This window comes from Cohnella phaseoli, assembly GCF_003386235.1.
Lineage (GTDB): Bacteria > Bacillota > Bacilli > Paenibacillales > Paenibacillaceae > Cohnella > Cohnella phaseoli.
Genome location: NZ_QRDZ01000033.1, coordinates 44645 through 59832 on the forward strand (window position 1 = coordinate 44645; position 15188 = coordinate 59832).

The 15188-nt window shown below is 54.2% G+C and carries 19 protein-coding genes; all 19 read left to right on the forward strand.

Annotation, left to right across the window (positions count from 1 at the left end; all coding sequences use genetic code 11):
• Positions 1–7 precede the first annotated feature (7 nt).
• The 19 genes from DFP98_RS30725 to bshB1 all read left to right on the forward strand — a co-directional run bounded on the left by DFP98_RS30725 (position 8) and on the right by bshB1 (position 15158).
• Entirely contained in the window at positions 8–1348 is a 1341-nt protein-coding gene (locus DFP98_RS30725) for an STM4012 family radical SAM protein (RefSeq protein ID WP_116064460.1), read from the forward strand.
• Positions 1345–2199, forward strand: a complete 855-nt coding sequence (locus tag DFP98_RS30730; RefSeq protein WP_116064461.1) for an STM4011 family radical SAM protein — start codon at positions 1345–1347, stop codon at positions 2197–2199. The genes DFP98_RS30725 and DFP98_RS30730 overlap by 4 nt, the downstream gene beginning before the upstream one ends.
• A 56-nt stretch (positions 2200–2255) precedes the next feature.
• Positions 2256–2846, forward strand: coding sequence for an adenylyl-sulfate kinase (gene cysC, locus DFP98_RS30735; RefSeq protein ID WP_116064462.1), 591 nt, complete (start codon positions 2256–2258; stop codon positions 2844–2846).
• 213 nt (positions 2847–3059) lie between these two features.
• On the forward strand, positions 3060–3683 hold the full coding sequence (locus DFP98_RS30740) for a hypothetical protein (protein WP_116064463.1): 624 nt from the start codon (positions 3060–3062) through the stop codon (positions 3681–3683).
• A gap of 536 nt (positions 3684–4219) precedes the next feature.
• Entirely contained in the window at positions 4220–4816 is a 597-nt protein-coding gene (locus tag DFP98_RS30745) for an RNA polymerase sigma factor (protein ID WP_116064523.1), read from the forward strand.
• Positions 4813–5409 (forward strand): hypothetical protein, encoded by a 597-nt coding sequence (locus DFP98_RS30750; protein ID WP_116064464.1) that lies wholly within the window; start codon positions 4813–4815, stop codon positions 5407–5409. The genes DFP98_RS30745 and DFP98_RS30750 overlap by 4 nt, the downstream gene beginning before the upstream one ends.
• Positions 5406–6017, forward strand: a complete 612-nt coding sequence (locus DFP98_RS30755) for a histidine phosphatase family protein (RefSeq protein ID WP_116064465.1) — start codon at positions 5406–5408, stop codon at positions 6015–6017. Before DFP98_RS30750 ends, DFP98_RS30755 begins: the two co-directional genes overlap by 4 nt.
• Before the next feature lie 131 nt (positions 6018–6148).
• Positions 6149–7429: a hypothetical protein gene (locus tag DFP98_RS30760; protein ID WP_116064466.1), complete on the forward strand. Its 1281-nt coding sequence runs from the start codon at positions 6149–6151 to the stop codon at positions 7427–7429.
• A gap of 113 nt (positions 7430–7542) precedes the next feature.
• Positions 7543–7725, forward strand: coding sequence for an IDEAL domain-containing protein (locus DFP98_RS30770; RefSeq protein WP_116064524.1), 183 nt, complete (start codon positions 7543–7545; stop codon positions 7723–7725).
• Positions 7726–7898: 173 nt separating this feature from the next.
• A complete protein-coding gene (locus DFP98_RS30775) occupies positions 7899–8327 on the forward strand; it encodes a DUF2487 family protein (protein ID WP_116064467.1) in 429 nt (142 codons plus the stop codon).
• A 261-nt stretch (positions 8328–8588) separates the two neighbouring features.
• Positions 8589–9122, forward strand: a complete 534-nt coding sequence (locus DFP98_RS30780; RefSeq protein WP_116064468.1) for a Rieske (2Fe-2S) protein — start codon at positions 8589–8591, stop codon at positions 9120–9122.
• A 19-nt stretch (positions 9123–9141) separates the two neighbouring features.
• The gene (qcrB, locus tag DFP98_RS30785) at positions 9142–9813 is read left to right on the forward strand and encodes a menaquinol-cytochrome c reductase cytochrome b subunit (RefSeq protein WP_094042727.1); all 672 of its coding nucleotides are present in this window, start codon (positions 9142–9144) and stop codon (positions 9811–9813) included.
• A 19-nt stretch (positions 9814–9832) separates the two neighbouring features.
• Positions 9833–10699, forward strand: a complete 867-nt coding sequence (locus tag DFP98_RS30790; RefSeq protein ID WP_116064469.1) for a menaquinol-cytochrome c reductase cytochrome b/c subunit — start codon at positions 9833–9835, stop codon at positions 10697–10699.
• 72 nt (positions 10700–10771) lie between these two features.
• The gene (locus tag DFP98_RS30795; protein WP_116064470.1) at positions 10772–11425 is read left to right on the forward strand and encodes a DUF1405 domain-containing protein; all 654 of its coding nucleotides are present in this window, start codon (positions 10772–10774) and stop codon (positions 11423–11425) included.
• A gap of 44 nt (positions 11426–11469) precedes the next feature.
• The gene (locus DFP98_RS30800; RefSeq protein ID WP_181918044.1) at positions 11470–12399 is read left to right on the forward strand and encodes a sporulation protein YpjB; all 930 of its coding nucleotides are present in this window, start codon (positions 11470–11472) and stop codon (positions 12397–12399) included.
• Positions 12400–12692: 293 nt separating this feature from the next.
• Positions 12693–13061 carry a nucleotide pyrophosphohydrolase gene (locus DFP98_RS30805; RefSeq protein WP_116064472.1) on the forward strand — a complete coding sequence of 123 codons (369 nt, stop codon included), beginning with the start codon at positions 12693–12695 and terminating at the stop codon, positions 13059–13061.
• A gap of 83 nt (positions 13062–13144) precedes the next feature.
• Positions 13145–13948, forward strand: coding sequence for a 4-hydroxy-tetrahydrodipicolinate reductase (gene dapB, locus DFP98_RS30810; protein WP_116064473.1), 804 nt, complete (start codon positions 13145–13147; stop codon positions 13946–13948).
• Positions 13949–14018: 70 nt separating this feature from the next.
• A complete protein-coding gene (locus tag DFP98_RS30815) occupies positions 14019–14441 on the forward strand; it encodes a methylglyoxal synthase (RefSeq protein ID WP_116064474.1) in 423 nt (140 codons plus the stop codon).
• Between the two features lie 6 nt (positions 14442–14447).
• Positions 14448–15158: a bacillithiol biosynthesis deacetylase BshB1 gene (gene bshB1, locus DFP98_RS30820; RefSeq protein ID WP_116064475.1), complete on the forward strand. Its 711-nt coding sequence runs from the start codon at positions 14448–14450 to the stop codon at positions 15156–15158.
• The last annotated feature ends 30 nt before the right edge of the window (positions 15159–15188 follow it).

Genomic DNA, 15188 nt, shown 5'->3' on the forward strand with positions numbered 1-15188 from the left:
GATTACGATGAACCAAGTAGACCATTTACGCAGTTGGAAGGATCATCTGACCTCGGAGCCTTATCGCTCTTATTTGTACTCTTATCCGCACAAAACCGCCTATCGAACATTGGAGACGAAGCTGCCGCTTTCCGAGCTATGGAGCCGGGAGCTAGCGGATACGTTCTTTTTATATATGCATATTCCGTTTTGCGGGGCTCGCTGCGGCTTTTGTAATTTGTTCACTTTACCTGACAAAAGAGCGGACGTACACGCCGAATACGTGGATGCTCTGGAAAGACAAGCCGCACAGTGGGCTCCGTTCATTCGGAGCAAGCCGATCGCCAGGTTTGCCGTCGGTGGAGGAACTCCGACTTTGCTCGTCCCCGAACAGCTTGATCGATTGTTTCATATTGCCCAGCATGTTGTAGGCATGGACCCGTCTCAAGCTTCCATCTCGGTAGAAACCTCTCCCGAAACGGTAACTCCCGACCGCTTGGCCATTATAAAAAATAGGCAAGTCGACCGGGTCAGTATGGGCATTCAAAGCTTCGTCGAGTCCGAAGCGGAAGCAATCTACCGTCCGCAGAAGCCGCAGGAAGTGGAAACGGCTTTGAAGCTGCTCAAGCAGCAGCAATTTCCGATTCTCAATCTGGATTTGATCTATGGACTCCCCGATCAGACGCTCCAATCCTGGATGTATTCGCTAGATCGGGCGCTATCTTACGAGCCGGAGGAAGTGTTCATTTATCCGCTGTATACGCGGGAGCATACGATTGTCAAGCCGGAGCAGATCAGACAGAGCGGCGAGGATCGGAGGTTGGAGCTCTATAAGGCTGCGCGGGAGCGGTTGCTGGAGCGAGGGTATACTCAGTATTCGATGCGCAGGTTCGCCAAAGCGGAAGCCGGCTCGGACAAAACGCTGCTTTCTTACGGCTGCCACGACGAAGGTATGATCGGACTCGGTTGCGGAGCGCGCTCTTATACGAATACGGTCCATTACTCTTCGCGCTACAGCGTGGGACGCTCCGCCACGGCGAGCATTATTGCCGATTATGTGGCTCAGAACGATTACAGCTATGCCGATTACGGGGTTGTGCTTAGCAAGGACGACCAACAGCGCCGTTTTATTCTGAAATCGTTGCTTCATACGGAAGGCTTGGCGCTGGACGGCTATGCGGAGCGGTTCACGGCGTCGGCTCTCGCCGATTATCCCGAACTGAACCAACTCCTGGATACCGAGCTTGCCGCGATTGAGAATGGTACGCTGCGGCTCACGTCGGAAGGGCTGATGTATTCCGATGCGATCGGGGATTGGTTCATCTCGCCGGAAATACGGGAGCTTATGGAAAGCTGCGTGGTCTCATGATAGCGACGGTTTATTTTCGCGGGAGCTTAAGCTCCTGCAATTACGACTGCCCGTACTGCCCTTTCAGCAAAAACATCGATAGCCGGGAAACGTTGGCTAAAGATCGGCTGCAGGTTCACACCTTCGTGGATTGGGTAAAGGATCAGGAGAAGAGCGGGCATCAGTTGTCCGTGTTTTTTAATCCTTATGGCGAAGGACTTACGCATCGCTGGTACAGGGAAGCAATGATTCAGCTGTCGCATATGCCGCATGTTCGTAAAGTCGCGATCCAGACCAACCTCTCTGCCAGCCTCGATTGGACAGATGATTTAAACCCGGCGACGGCCGCATTTTGGGCAACCTACCATCCCGGTCAGACGAAGGAAGAGCGATTTGTGCAGCAATGCGGTGAGCTCTATCGGCGGAAAATTCCGTTTAGCGTAGGCTGCGTCGGCGTCAAGAGCGCGTTCCAGGCGATTTCATCCGTTCGTGAGGCATTGCCTGAAGATGTGTACCTGTGGGTGAACGCCTATAAAGATCAAGCCGATTATTATTCGGACGAGGATTTGGCGTTTTTGACACGTATGGACCCTCATTTTGCGCTTAATGTGCAAAATTATGACAGCATGGGCAAGTCGTGTCGTGCCGGGCAACAAGTGTTTTACGTTCAGGGAGACGGCCGCGTGAAGCATTGCTACAAGGATCGTCAGGTAATCGGGAATTTGTACAGGGACGGTCTGGAGGGAATATCGAAGGAACGTCCGTGCCGGATGAAGCGATGCGATTGTTATATCGGCTACATCCATATGGAGGGGCAAGCGTTTGGACCGATTTATGGGGAGCGCTTGCTTGAACGAATCGCTTTCATATAGAGGGGAGCAGCAGTTGGGCTTGTGCGCATTGGACGGAGGCAGGGGGAGAGGCGGCTATGGAGACAGATGAAGAGGCGGATGCCGAGATAGAGAGAAGGTTAACGGAGCTTTGCGGTTGGAAGCTGGCAGCGACAATATGGTTGACGGGACTTCCCAGCTCGGGGAAGACGACAACGGCATTCGCTCTTGCGGCGGCGCTTCGGGAAAGCGGCGTTAAGGTCGAATGTCTGGACGGTGACGAGCTTAGGCGCAAAGTCGGGCGTGAACTGGGGTTTAGCAGAGAGGACCGGCTGGAAAACATTCGCCGCGCCGTCTACATCAGCAAGCTGCTGAACCGCAACGGGGTTACGACGGTGATCTCGATGATTGCGCCCTATGCGGAAATGCGCGACTACGCGCGAGCCGAGTTGGAGTCCTATGTTGAAGTGTATGTGCATTGCCCGCTGGAGGAATGTATACGTCGGGACGTAAAAGGTTTATATGCCAAAGCGATCAAAGGCGAGATTGCTGCATTTACCGGAATTTCGGACATTTACGAGCCGCCGACTCATCCGGAAATCACGATCCATACACATACCAACGGGGTCGAGTCGAATGTACGACAAATTTTAGACTCCCTGGCTCGGATTGGTACAAATAGAAGCTAGTCTGCGATAGCTGGGGTAGATCGGCGTAATAGGAGATATTCTGCGGTAATTGGGTGGGGGAGATAAGTATAAAGGGGCTTGCCTGCGATTAGGGGGCGGATCGGTACAAATAGAAGCTAGCCTGCGACATTAGAGGGCGGACGCCGCTACGAGGAATCGGCGCATAAGGAAGCAGCAGTTTGCACTACCTCGGAAGTGGGAGATAAGTCCGCCGTGCGGTCTTATTGGCTCGATCCGGTGTCGGAAGTGGGAGATAAGACCGCCACACGGTCTTATTGGCTCGTGCCGGTGTCGGAAGTGGGAGATAAGTCCGCCACGCGGTCTTATTGGCTCGGTCCGGTGTCGGAAGTGGGAGATAAGTCCGCCACACGGTCTTATTGGCCCGGTCCGGTGTCAGAAGTGGGAGATAAGACCGCCACGCGGTCTTATTGGCCCGATCTGATGTCGGAAGTGGGAGATAAGTCCGCCACGCGGTCTTATTGGCCCGGAACGGGAGCGGAAGTGGGAGATAAGTCCGCCGTGCGGTCTTATTGGCTCGGTCCGGTGTCAGAAGTGGGAGATAAGTCCGCCACGCGGTCTTATTGGCTCGGTCCGGTGTCGGAAGTGGGAGATAAATCCGCCGCGCGGTCTTATTGGCTCGATCTGATGTCGGAAGTGGGAGATAAGTCCGCCACGCGGTCTTATTGGCTCGGTCCGGTGTCAGAAGTGGGAGATAAGACCGCCACACGGTCTTATTGGCTCGGTCCGGTGTCGGAAGTGGGAGATAAGACCGCCACACGGTCTTATTGGCTCGATCTGATGTCGGAAGTGGGAGATAAGCTCGCCACGCGGTCTTAATAAGCGACTGGGGAAGGCAAGCAGCCAATGAGAATAAGTGCCCGGCCCGCGCATATGCTGAAAAATGGGCAAAAAAAAACCACCCCGGAGGGTGGCTGCACATTGTGCAAGGATTGGATAGGAGTGGAGAGAAACCATACTGTACTTTTATTATATGTATTCGTTTTCATTTTGTCAATAAGCGCTTACATTTTATTTTTGAAACGGTTTCATGACGGTTGGATGTAACTTCTCGCTCATTTGGTACGTCTTATTTTGTGCTGAGCGGCAATTCGATTGCGGATTCTTAATCCGCTGCGCTATTCGGACGCGAAAAACCATGCGATTCCTTAAGACAAACCGCCAATAATTTTGAGAAATTTTTAAGCACATAACCCTATTTCCTGTGTTACAATAGCATATAGTATTTGTAAAATACTGGCTCACCAAATTTTACTGCGCTTTCGAGCGCAACTTTTTCGTTTTTGGCCGGTACAATTAGGATAGAACGCCGGCTGCGAACGTTCACCCTGAATAGGGGGAGGGTCGCGGGAATGATGACCGATTCCCAGTTGATACGGGAAATCAAGGACGGAAACGTCGAACTATACTCGATGCTTATGGGAAGATACCAGAAGAAGATTCTTTCTTTTGTCTACCATATGCTGAAGAGCGCCAAGCTTGAAATCTTGGCGGAGGATCTATGTTCCGAAACGTTCTATAAAGCCTATCGAAGCTTACACTCCTTCAGAGAAGTGGATGCGTCCTTTTCGACGTGGCTATATACGATTGCACGCAACACCGTTCTAAGCGAATTGCGCAAGCAAAAAGCAGCGCACCTCTCGCTGGACGACTCCACATACATACCTGCCGCCCCATTGGAAGAGGCGCCCGAGCAGCGACTGCTGCGCAACGAGAAGGTAACCATGGTAAGAGACGCCATCAACAGCTTGCCCGAGAAGCAGCGCTCCGCGCTTATTCTTAGGGAGTACGATGGAATGGATTACCAAGAGATCGCCAACATTCTCGGGCAGACGGTCAGTTCCGTCAAATCGTTGTTATTCCGGGCCAGGGCCAGTGTAAAGGTGCAATTGGAATCTTACTTTGCAGAACCGGCCATGATGAAGGAGTACGAGGAGATGAAGCTGCGATGAAATGTGAAGAAGCTGCGGAATGGTTCGGGATATATCGCGATTTGCCGGATGATTCGGCAGATAAATTTGCTATAGATTTGCACGTTCAGAGCTGCAAAGCCTGCGAAGAGGAGTTCCGGATGTGGGAGGAGAGCGCTCTTCTCATTCATGAGCTTCCGCTGGATGACGAACAGGACGTCGTGCCAATCTCTTCGGCGCAGATTAATAAGAATGTTATGGACCGCATTTATACGGAACAGAGCTGGTACATGCCGGCGACGCGCCGGACGTACGCCTTCTCGTTTCTGTTCAAGAAACGGGTCGCTGGCGTTCTTGCCGCGCTATTGGCACTGTTTGTATGCGGATTTCTGTACGCTTCGTTCGGCAGCGGCATCATCGTCGACCAAGCGGGGGGCAGAGAATCGGCCAACGCTTTCGCAGTCAGTCACCAATACGGAGACGACATTCGGCTGGATATTCCCGTCGCCAGTCTGAGCGATCCGATCATACTAAACGTATCTCCGGCGGTACCGGAGTATTGGATCGCTTTCTCGATCGTAGGCATGATTATGACGCTGTTAATTTTGAATTGGCTGTCAAGGGTGAGATCATGAATAAAGCAACGCGCATCGGCTGGGTTCGCCACGGCATTACGGAGTGGAACCAGCGGGGAATCATTCAAGGAGTCACCGACATTCCGCTCAGTCCGGAAGGCGTGAGGCAGGCTCGGCTACTGGCCGATCGGCTGCACGGGGAGCAGGGGCGGTGGGACGGCGTTTACTGCAGCGATCTGCAGCGTGCCGCGCATACAGCGGAAATTTTGGCCGATCGGCTAGGAATCCCCGTTATTCGGGACTCACGCTTACGCGAAAGATCGTTCGGGGAAGCCGAAGGCACGACATTGGCGGAACGATTGGATCGATGGGGAGAGGACTGGAGACGGCTTGTGCCCGACCAGGAAAACGACGACTCCGTAAGGGAGAGAGGCTTTGCGTTCATTCGGGAGCTGACGGACAAACATGCGGGGGAAGCGTGGTTGGTCGTTACGCATGGCAGTTTTCTGGCCAGAATGCTGCAAGCGATGTGCCAAGGGTTGGACGATTCCCATCTGCTGAACATGTCGCTGACGGTGCTCGAACAGGGACAGAACGTATGGGAGCCGCTAATTCACAATTGCACGAGGCATTTGGCGGAGACGGAAGAAACATTAATGAACCCATAGCTTCATCTTATAGTATGAATATCTGCACAGGGCCGTCCTTTAAGGGCGGTCCTGTTTTTGCTTTCTACGTTTAAGACGTCGGCCCCGCGACTATACTGAACAGTAAATCCTCCAGGAAAGGGGGGCGTCGAATGAACTTGGCCGATATGCTATGCTACGCAGACATTTCCGAGTTGAAAAAAATTGCCGACACTTATGACTGCGCCAGCACGAGCCATTCGAAGAACGAGCTGATCCAGACGATTTTGGCGACCGTTCAGCGAAGGGACGTCATCGAATCCCGAATTCGGGAAATTTCGGGGAACGATTTGCGCTTTCTGAATTCTCTCGTGTTTGAGAACCGAACCGTCTATAGCTTGGAGGAGTTGAAGGCGAGGGCGCTGGACAAATCGGCACAGCCGACTCAATCGGCGCAAACGATCCAGTCGATTCAATCCAATCCGGTTCAGCCGACAAAGCCGGGCACCTCAGGCGCTCCCAATCCTGCGACACGGAGGAAGCCGCGCTCCCGCAAGGCGAAGGAAGAAGAGCAGAAGCCGCCGCCGGGACCGGAGGAGAACGCACGACTGTCGATCTCAAGATTCAAGAGCTTCGGTTGGTTGTTTAACGGCGTTTCGCAGACAACCCGTTCGCTGTTTCAAGTGCCGGAGGATATCAAGACCAGGCTGTGCGACGTTCTGGAAAAACGCTACAAAGAAAACCTGATTTACACCGACGAACCGCTCGCCTATCGGGACGAACGCAGTCTTCTAGCCGAGGATGCCGTGCATTTTCTTCGTTTTGTAAGGAACAATACCGTGCCGCTAACAACGGAAGGCGTCATGTACAAACGGCAAATCTCCCAAGCATTGGAGCAGCTTGCCGTAGTGGAATCGCTGCCGACGCGGGGAGGGTGGCGGTTCGGATACGGACGACATTTTCGCGATTATCCCGACCGTTTCTCGCTGCTGTACGACTTCGTCTATTACGAAGGACTGATCGCAGAGCAAACCGAAGGCGGCTTAACGCTTACGCAGGCCGGATTCGATGTGGCCGCCGGGCTTGTCAAACCCGACCCTGCGAGCCTGTATCGTTTCTGGATGCGGCTCTATAAGTCGCCGATTCCGAATCTCGCGGCTTTAGTACAGTGGATCGGAAGATTGTCCTCGCAGTGGGTCACGGTCGATTCGCTGAGGGAAACGCTGCAGCCGCTGATTCGTTCCTATTATTACGATACTGCGGCAGACATTTTCGAACAGCGTATTTTGCGAATGCTGATGCATCTAGGCGTGCTGCGTTGGGGGGAAACGGAGCTTGGCCTTCAGGTCGTCAAGGCGACGACCCAGGGGAGAGCGCTCGTCTCCGGGCATCCGCTTGCTTTTGAGGATGAACTGCCGCATGGAGCGGGCGAAAACAAGCTGCGCAACAGGTAGGCAAAGGTATATTGATCGACAGAAGGGCTATCGTCTTGAACGGGGCGGACATCGGTGAATATGCTTTATTGGGAGCCGATGCGCTCGCAGCCGAACAACCGGAGGTGCAACGAATGGACAACATGAAAGTCGCCTACGAGACGATGCTGGGATTGGCGGCAGAAATGGTCCTGGACGAAGCGCTGCGCAATTACCGGACGGAAAAAATCTACACCGCAATCGATGACGCGCTTGCGCAAGGAGACGTAGAATCGTTTCGGCGCTTGACCGACGAATTGAAGGCTATCCAGGAATAGCTTTCATTTGTCCGCAGTGACGAAAAAAATCGGAACAGACGTGACGACTCGACCCGGCGAAGCCGGGTTTTTGCCGTTGGGTTCACGTTTTTCTTCGACTTCGACTTCCTTTGTCCAGCTTTTTGGGGTACGATAAATAGAGAAAGCAAGATAGAAAGGAGAGGGACAAGCGGATGAAATTTAGCGAGATTGATCCGCAGAGCTGGCCTGAGCTCCAGCCTTATTTGGATACGTGCCTGCTGCCTCTGTCCGGCCTAACCGGCCAGGAGTCGCCCTCCGAAGCGACGGAGAAGGTCGCGCGGACCGGGGAGTGGTTGTCTCCGCTGGAAGAAGCGTTCCGCGGACGCACGGTTACGATGCCGGCGTATCACTATGGCGCGGGCGGCCCGGAGCACATCGGGAAAATCAACGAACTGATCGCGTCTTGGAGAAACGATGGCTTTCGGTACGTCGTGCTCGTATGCGGGCAGCCGATTGATCTGTCGGAAGCGGACGCGGATGCATACATATGCCCTTCGGCTGAACAGGAAGAACCTGACGACCGGACGATCGCCCAGTCTGTAGCGGATCTGTGGCGCAGTCGGGCAAAATCGGCGAACTGATTCGCTCCGCAGCATCGTGGAAAAAAACGGCGGCGGGCGAATAGCCTGGCAGCATAGGGCAAACAATAGCAAGGCGCGGGTTTGCGAGGAAATGTGACAATTTGAGAACATTTTGGTTCTGTTCCTCCCGCTTGCGCAAGGAAACACGGGAGCCTATTCTTGACGCTCTATAGCGCGTGGGCTATTATAGTTATGTCCTTGTGAACAAAATGTTAAGTCCGTATCGGACGCGAGATTGGTGTGGCAAAGGGGGTAGAACAAATGGACCACAATAAGCAGCAAGAAACCGCGCACAAACCAGTCAAGCGCAAAGAGATGTCGAGACGTCAATTTCTTTCGTATACGCTTGGCGGAGCGGGCGCATTTATGGCTGGCGGAGCCATATTACCGATGATTCGTTTTGCGGTTGATCCTATCCTGCAGAAGAAGGAATCGGGCGGATTCGTCAAAGTTATCGAGGAAAGCAAAGTGACGAACGAACCGACCGAGGTGAAGTTCAAGATTCATCAAGTGGACGGCTGGTACGAGAGCGATCCTAAGCTTGCGGCTTGGATTACGAAAGGCAGCGACGGCAAGATCTACGCGCTGTCCCCGGTGTGTAAGCACTTGGGTTGCATGGTGAGCTGGGGCGGCTCCGAAGCCCCGAACGAGTATCACTGCCCTTGCCACGGAGCGCTATACACGAAGGACGGCAAGAATTTGAAAGTAGCGCCTAAGCCGCTTGACGAATATGAAGTCAGAACGGAAAACGGCTGGGTATATCTCGGACCGATTACTCCGAATAGTCGCGTATAGAAGGAGGGCGTTTCGTCCCATGTTCAAAAACATGTACAACTGGATCGACGAACGTCTTGATATTACGCCGATGTGGAGAGACATCGCGGACCATGAAGTGCCTGAGCACGTTAACCCGGCGCATCATTTCTCCGCGTTCGTTTATTGTTTCGGCGGATTGACGTTCTTCATCACCGTCATCCAGATCCTCTCGGGGATGTTCTTGACGATGTATTACGTCCCAGACATTATCAACGCCTACTACAGCGTTGACTATCTGCAGCATCAGGTCGCCTTCGGCGCGATCGTGCGCGGGATGCACCACTGGGGAGCAAGTCTTGTTATCGTTATGATGTTCCTACATACTCTGCGCGTATTCTTCACGGGTTCCTACAAGGCGCCTCGCGAGATGAACTGGGTTGTCGGAATGTTGATTTTCTTCGTCATGCTGGGCCTTGGCTTCACGGGTTACCTGCTTCCGTGGGACAACAAAGCTTACTATGCGACGAAGGTAGGTCTGGAGATTGCCGGATCGGTGCCTTTCTTAGGGGAGTACATTAAGGAGCTTATGAACGGTGGAACGATCGTCGGCGCTCAGACGCTGACCCGATTCTTCGCGATCCACGTGTTCTTCCTTCCTGGCGCACTGCTCGCATTGCTTGCCGGACACTTCTTTATGATTCGAAAACAGGGCATTTCCGGGCCGCTGTAAGAGAGGGGAGTGACTAGCGATGGCACATAAACATGATCCAAATGAGAAGGTCGTATTCATCGGCGATTCGCGGATTCGGAAACGGGACTATTCCAACGTGACTCCGCCCGATTATACGTCATACCCGGGCAAATCCGAGGCCTTCATCCCGAACTTCCTGCTGAAAGAATGGATGGTCGGCGTTGTCGTACTCGTTGGTTTCCTGACGCTCGTTATTGCGCATCCGGCTCCGCTCGGCTACCCGGCGGACCCGCTGAACAGCGCGTTTATTCCGATGCCGGACTGGTACTTCCTGTTCCTGTATCAGCTCTTGAAATATCCGTACGCTTCGGGCGACTATATCGTACTCGGTATTCTCGGTCTGTCCGGCATTCCGTTTATCGCCCTTCTGCTCGCTCCGTTCCTGGATACGGGCAAAGAGCGTCGCTTCTACCGCCGTCCGATCGCATCTTCCCTGATGCTCGTGTCGCTGGTTGCCGTTTCTTATCTGACTTGGGTGTCCTGGGACCATTACACGCACGAGCTGGAAGCGAACGGACAAACTCCCGAGCACATCGAACGGGCAATCAAAGCCAAGGAATCGGTCGAGGCCGGCAAAGGCCGCTGGATTCCGGGCAAAGAGAAGATTCCGGCGATGGTCGCTGCGGACGATCCGGCTTTCACCGAAGTCATGACGCAAGCGCAATGTATCGCATGTCACGGCGCAGAGCTAGAAGGCGGCGGCGGACCGGCGCTTCGCGGCATCGGCGACGTGCTTAGCAAAGAGGAACTCGTCGATATTATTTCGAACGGGAAAGGCGATATGATGCCTCCGTTCAAAGGCGATCTGACCGACGAGCAAATCGACCAAGTCGCAACATGGCTTGCGCAACAAAAAGCGGAGTAATTCGAACGCTATCAAAACCTGACCTTCATCGGTCAGGTTTTTTTATAACAACTTCGTAAAGGACGTGCGCCGATGGTATGGATCAGGTGGCTGCTGTCCAGGAATGTATTGCTTCATCCCGCGATTTTATGGCTGACGATGATCATCTACGTTCCCGGCACGGTCTACGGGTATTATTGGTATAAAGGGCAGTTGATCGAAACCTGGAACGAACACCCGCATTGGCAGCTTCCGTTCGTGCCGGACAGTCCGACGGCGTCGCTGTTTTTCGCTTTGGCATTGCTCTGGCTGTGGGTGTCTCCCAAACGGTCGCGTCACGCTTGGATTAACGCGATTCGCGGCATCGTCGAGACGCTGGGCGTCGTTACTTCGGTTAAGTACGGCATATGGGCGACGGCGATTATTTTCGCCGGACAAGCGCAGGGCGATGTTTTGGTCTGGGAGCATTGGATGCTCATAATCGGTCATTCCGCTATGGCTATTATGGCGCTGTTGTATGCTCGCTTTTTTACTTTCGGCGGCATGGCGCTGCTGGCGGCAGCGGCGTGGACCTTTTTGAACGATACGGTTGATTATACCTACGACGTATACCCGTATTTGCCGTCCCAACTGGACGACGATGTGCCTTATGTCGCTATGTTTACCTTCGCGTTGACGGCTTTGAGCGTACTTGCAGCCGCCTTCGCCAAGTTTCCGTTCGAACGACGGAAGGACAAGGCGTTCTAATCGCGGACATCCCTTCATATCCATTGGGATAGGAGGGGATGTCCGTGTTTTCTTTTCGATCGATCTGTCTGGGAGCAGTCGTCGCATTTGGTCTGCTCACGGCCGGAAACGCCGCCGCCTCGCGGGAAAGCGCTCCGCAGTCTCCGGCGGCTTCCGTCCCCGGACAAGCTTACGACAACTTTCTGGCTTCGGCGGAGCGGCTCTACGATTCCGTTAACAAGGGTCAGCTTGAAATGTCTTTGAAGCAGCTAGCCGATATCGAAAGCCAACTTCGAGGCTTGCCGATGAAGGAAATCGCTTCGGCGGAGGGAGTACGCGCGCTGGCTCATGATGTGGCGGAAATGAAGCGGGTCGCCGCAGCTGTCATGCCGGACGAAGCCAAATGGAAGCGCGGAGCGGCTTCTTTAAGACTGGCTGCAGATGCATTGGCGCATCCGGACAAGCCGATCTGGCATCGTTATCGCTCGGTTCTACAGGAAGACATCGGCAAGCTGGCGGCGGAACTGGATAAGACAGCAGGAAAACAACCTGCCGCCGCTGCCGTTCATATCGCCTACGAGCAGCTTGCCCAGCATTATAGCCTCATTCGGACGGCAGCGCTGCTTCGTGCGGAGCCTTCGAAAATAGAGCGCGCCGATGCAGTCCTTCGCTACGCGTCGCGCATCTATGAAGCGGACTCGCCGAAGCCGGAGCTTGTGGCGGGCACGCTGCCGTCGATTCGGGAAGCGTTCCGCGAGTTGTTTCCGCAAGGAGGCGCAGCCTCCGAGACGATCGTTCCGCCGCTTGGCGCGGTTCCTCCTTCTTGGGGGTGGTCGGCAATGATGGGCACGTTTATCGTGACGATTTTGACTTGGGCGGGCTGGAGAAAATACAAGTATGAGGAAGCTTTCGGCGGCAGCCCGTCCGCTCTGCGGCGCGAAGAGCGCCAGGACGCCGCGGAGAAGCTCATCGGACGCTGGCGCAGAAAGAAATAATCTGGCATAGTCGCGATTGTTGTTTGTCAAAAGCATCGGCGGTGTTGATGAGAAAAGCCCTTCATTAGACGCGGAGTCGGTACCGATTCCCGCCGCAGAAGCGGCTTTTTACTTTTGTCCGTCATGTGAGAGACAAGCGAACGAGGATCGCATCGGTTAGCCTCTTAGAGCATGTCGTCGTTTTGCGCCAGCTCCTAGTCGATTTATCGGGAAATTCGTGCAAAATTGCATTTGTTTTCGCCTACATCTTGCGATAACATAGGATAGAAACCATCAGGAAAGGAAACTCGGAGATGGCAGAATCCCGGATTGTCGATTTGACGCTGCAGGAACGCACACTGGCGGATATGCAACGCGAGGTGGACGCTTATATTTCGCAGTTTAAGGAAGGCTACTTCTCGCCCCTTGCCATGCTGGCCCGCATGACGGAGGAAGTCGGCGAGCTTGCCCGGGAAGTGAATCATCGGTTCGGAGAAAAACCGAAGAAACAGGACGAAGCCGATAATTCCATTGAGCTGGAGCTGGGCGACATTTTATTCCTCGTCATTTGTTTCGCGAACGCGCTCGGCATCGATATGACGGAGGCGCATCGCAAGGTGATGGAGAAATTCAATACGCGCGACGCGAACCGCTGGACGAAGAAGAACACGGATAACGGCTGATACTCATATGCTGAACGATCTCCCTTATCAGTATCGGCCTTTTTGAACGACCTCTATTATTTGAAAAGGGACAGGTGATCTTCATGTCGCAGAAAATTACAGTAGCCGTGGCAGGAGCAAGCGGCCGCATGGGACGCGAAGTCGTCAAAATGGTGCTGGAGGATCCCGAACTGGAGCTTGTCGCCGCAATCGCTAGGTCTGCCGGGCCCGTGGACGCCGGGACGCTCGCCGGCAAGCCCGATACCGGCGTTATCGTATCGTCATCGCTTGCGGAGGCACTGAAAGCTAGCCGCCCCGACGTGCTTGTAGACTTCACAGGCCCGAAATCCGCTATGCCGAATGCCGAAACCGCGCTTGCTTACGGGGTTCGTCCGGTTATCGGAACGACGGGGTTTACGCCGGAGCAGATCGCGGAATTGGACAAGCAATGCAAGGACAAAGGGATCGGCGGCCTGATCGCGCCCAATTTCTCGATCGGCGCGATTCTGATGATGAAATTTTCGGCGATGGCCGCCAAATATTTTCCCCATGTGGAAATTATCGAGTATCACGGAGATCAGAAGCTGGATGCGCCTTCCGGAACGTCGATCAAGACGGCCGAGTGGATATCGGAAGCGCGCCAGGAGCTGCGTCAAGGCAATCCGGACGAAGAAGAAGTCATCGAAGGAGCCAGAGGCGGCTATTACAACGGATTTCGCATACATAGCGTGAGACTTCCGGGCGTGTTTGCACAGCAGGAGGTCGTCTTCGGGGCGTTCGGTCAAACGCTGAAAATCCGTCACGATTCGTACGACCGTGCGGGCTATATGCCGGGAGTGAACACGGCGATCAAAAAAATTATGAACGTAACCGGAATGGTATACGGGTTCGAGCATTTCCTGGATTAACCCGAATAGCAACATAGCAGCAACTACAGCCAACAAAGCGATTCCCCTCAGGGAGAGGAGACTGAAATCAATGATCGACATTGCGCTTATCGCGCATGACCGCAAAAAAGACGAAATGGTGAATTTCGCCATCGCCTACGAATCCGTGCTTAAGGATCATCGATTGTACGCAACGGGGACGACGGGAACGCGCATTATGGAAAACACCTCCTTGAAGGTGCATCGGTTTATGTCCGGTCCGCTTGGCGGGGACCAGCAGATCGGAGCGCTTGTCGCCGAGAATAAAATGGATCTGATTTTGTTTTTCCGCGATCCGCTGATGGCGCAGCCCCATGAGCCGGACATTATCGCATTGCTGCGGCTATGCGACGTGCAGGGCATTCCGGTGGCGACCAACGTCGCAACGGGCGAGCTGCTGATCAAGGCGCTTGAGCGCGGGGATTTCGCTTGGCGTGAGCTTGTCCATAAATACAAACCGGGACTGGAAGGCTGACCGAGTATGAATGCCGTACAACCTGGTACATTGGACATGCTCGTCTTCGCCGCGCATCCGGACGACGCGGAGATCGGCATGGGGGGCACGATTGTCAAGCATGCGCAAGCGGGACGGTCCGTCGGCATCGTCGATTTGACTTATGCCGAAATGTCGTCCAACGGGAACGTCGAGACGCGCCAACGCGAGGCGGAGCAGGCCGGTCAAATTCTCGGGCTTGCCGCAAGGGATAATCTGGGGCTGCCGGATCGCGGTCTCTCGGGAAGTTCCGAGCAGCTTGCCGCAATGGTTGCTTGCATTCGCAAATACCGGCCGAGAATTGTGTTTGCGCCGTATTTTATCGATCGCCATCCCGATCACATCGCTTGCAGTCGTTTGGCGGAGGAGGCGGTGTTCAATGCCAAGCTGCGCAAGTACGCGCCCGAGCTGCCGGCTTGGACGGTGGACCAGCTTTATTTTTACTTCATCAACGATGCCCACACCCCGCAGCTGCTAATCGATATCAGCGACGTTCAAGAGACGAAGATGGCCGCTTTGCGCGCCTACCGTTCGCAGTTTACGCCTGAAGGCAACGAAGCGGACTGGGTGGAGACGCCGCTTACGGGCGCTTACTTGGACAATATCGTCGCGCGGGACAGGCTGCTTGGCCAACCGCGCAAGCTGCAATTCGCAGAAGGCTTTATCGCCAAAGGACCGATCGCGCTGGGACGATTCTAGCAGCGAAGAATCGGGGAATACAATAAGGAA

Bases quoted from the DNA above. Each gene is read 5' to 3' on its own strand.
- DFP98_RS30725 (WP_116064460.1), top strand. From the start codon at position 8: ATGAACCAAGTAGACCATTTACGCAGTTGGAAGGATCATCTGACCTCG.
- DFP98_RS30730 (WP_116064461.1), top strand. From the start codon at position 1,345: ATGATAGCGACGGTTTATTTTCGCGGGAGCTTAAGCTCCTGCAATTAC.
- cysC (WP_116064462.1), top strand. From the start codon at position 2,256: ATGGAGACAGATGAAGAGGCGGATGCCGAGATAGAGAGAAGGTTAACG.
- DFP98_RS30745 (WP_116064523.1), top strand. From the start codon at position 4,220: ATGACCGATTCCCAGTTGATACGGGAAATCAAGGACGGAAACGTCGAA.
- DFP98_RS30750 (WP_116064464.1), top strand. From the start codon at position 4,813: ATGAAATGTGAAGAAGCTGCGGAATGGTTCGGGATATATCGCGATTTG.
- DFP98_RS30755 (WP_116064465.1), top strand. From the start codon at position 5,406: ATGAATAAAGCAACGCGCATCGGCTGGGTTCGCCACGGCATTACGGAG.
- DFP98_RS30760 (WP_116064466.1), top strand. From the start codon at position 6,149: ATGAACTTGGCCGATATGCTATGCTACGCAGACATTTCCGAGTTGAAA.
- DFP98_RS30770 (WP_116064524.1), top strand. From the start codon at position 7,543: ATGGACAACATGAAAGTCGCCTACGAGACGATGCTGGGATTGGCGGCA.
- DFP98_RS30775 (WP_116064467.1), top strand. From the start codon at position 7,899: ATGAAATTTAGCGAGATTGATCCGCAGAGCTGGCCTGAGCTCCAGCCT.
- DFP98_RS30780 (WP_116064468.1), top strand. From the start codon at position 8,589: ATGGACCACAATAAGCAGCAAGAAACCGCGCACAAACCAGTCAAGCGC.
- qcrB (WP_094042727.1), top strand. From the start codon at position 9,142: ATGTTCAAAAACATGTACAACTGGATCGACGAACGTCTTGATATTACG.
- DFP98_RS30790 (WP_116064469.1), top strand. From the start codon at position 9,833: ATGGCACATAAACATGATCCAAATGAGAAGGTCGTATTCATCGGCGAT.
- DFP98_RS30795 (WP_116064470.1), top strand. From the start codon at position 10,772: ATGGTATGGATCAGGTGGCTGCTGTCCAGGAATGTATTGCTTCATCCC.
- DFP98_RS30805 (WP_116064472.1), top strand. From the start codon at position 12,693: ATGGCAGAATCCCGGATTGTCGATTTGACGCTGCAGGAACGCACACTG.
- dapB (WP_116064473.1), top strand. From the start codon at position 13,145: ATGTCGCAGAAAATTACAGTAGCCGTGGCAGGAGCAAGCGGCCGCATG.
- DFP98_RS30815 (WP_116064474.1), top strand. From the start codon at position 14,019: ATGATCGACATTGCGCTTATCGCGCATGACCGCAAAAAAGACGAAATG.
- bshB1 (WP_116064475.1), top strand. From the start codon at position 14,448: ATGAATGCCGTACAACCTGGTACATTGGACATGCTCGTCTTCGCCGCG.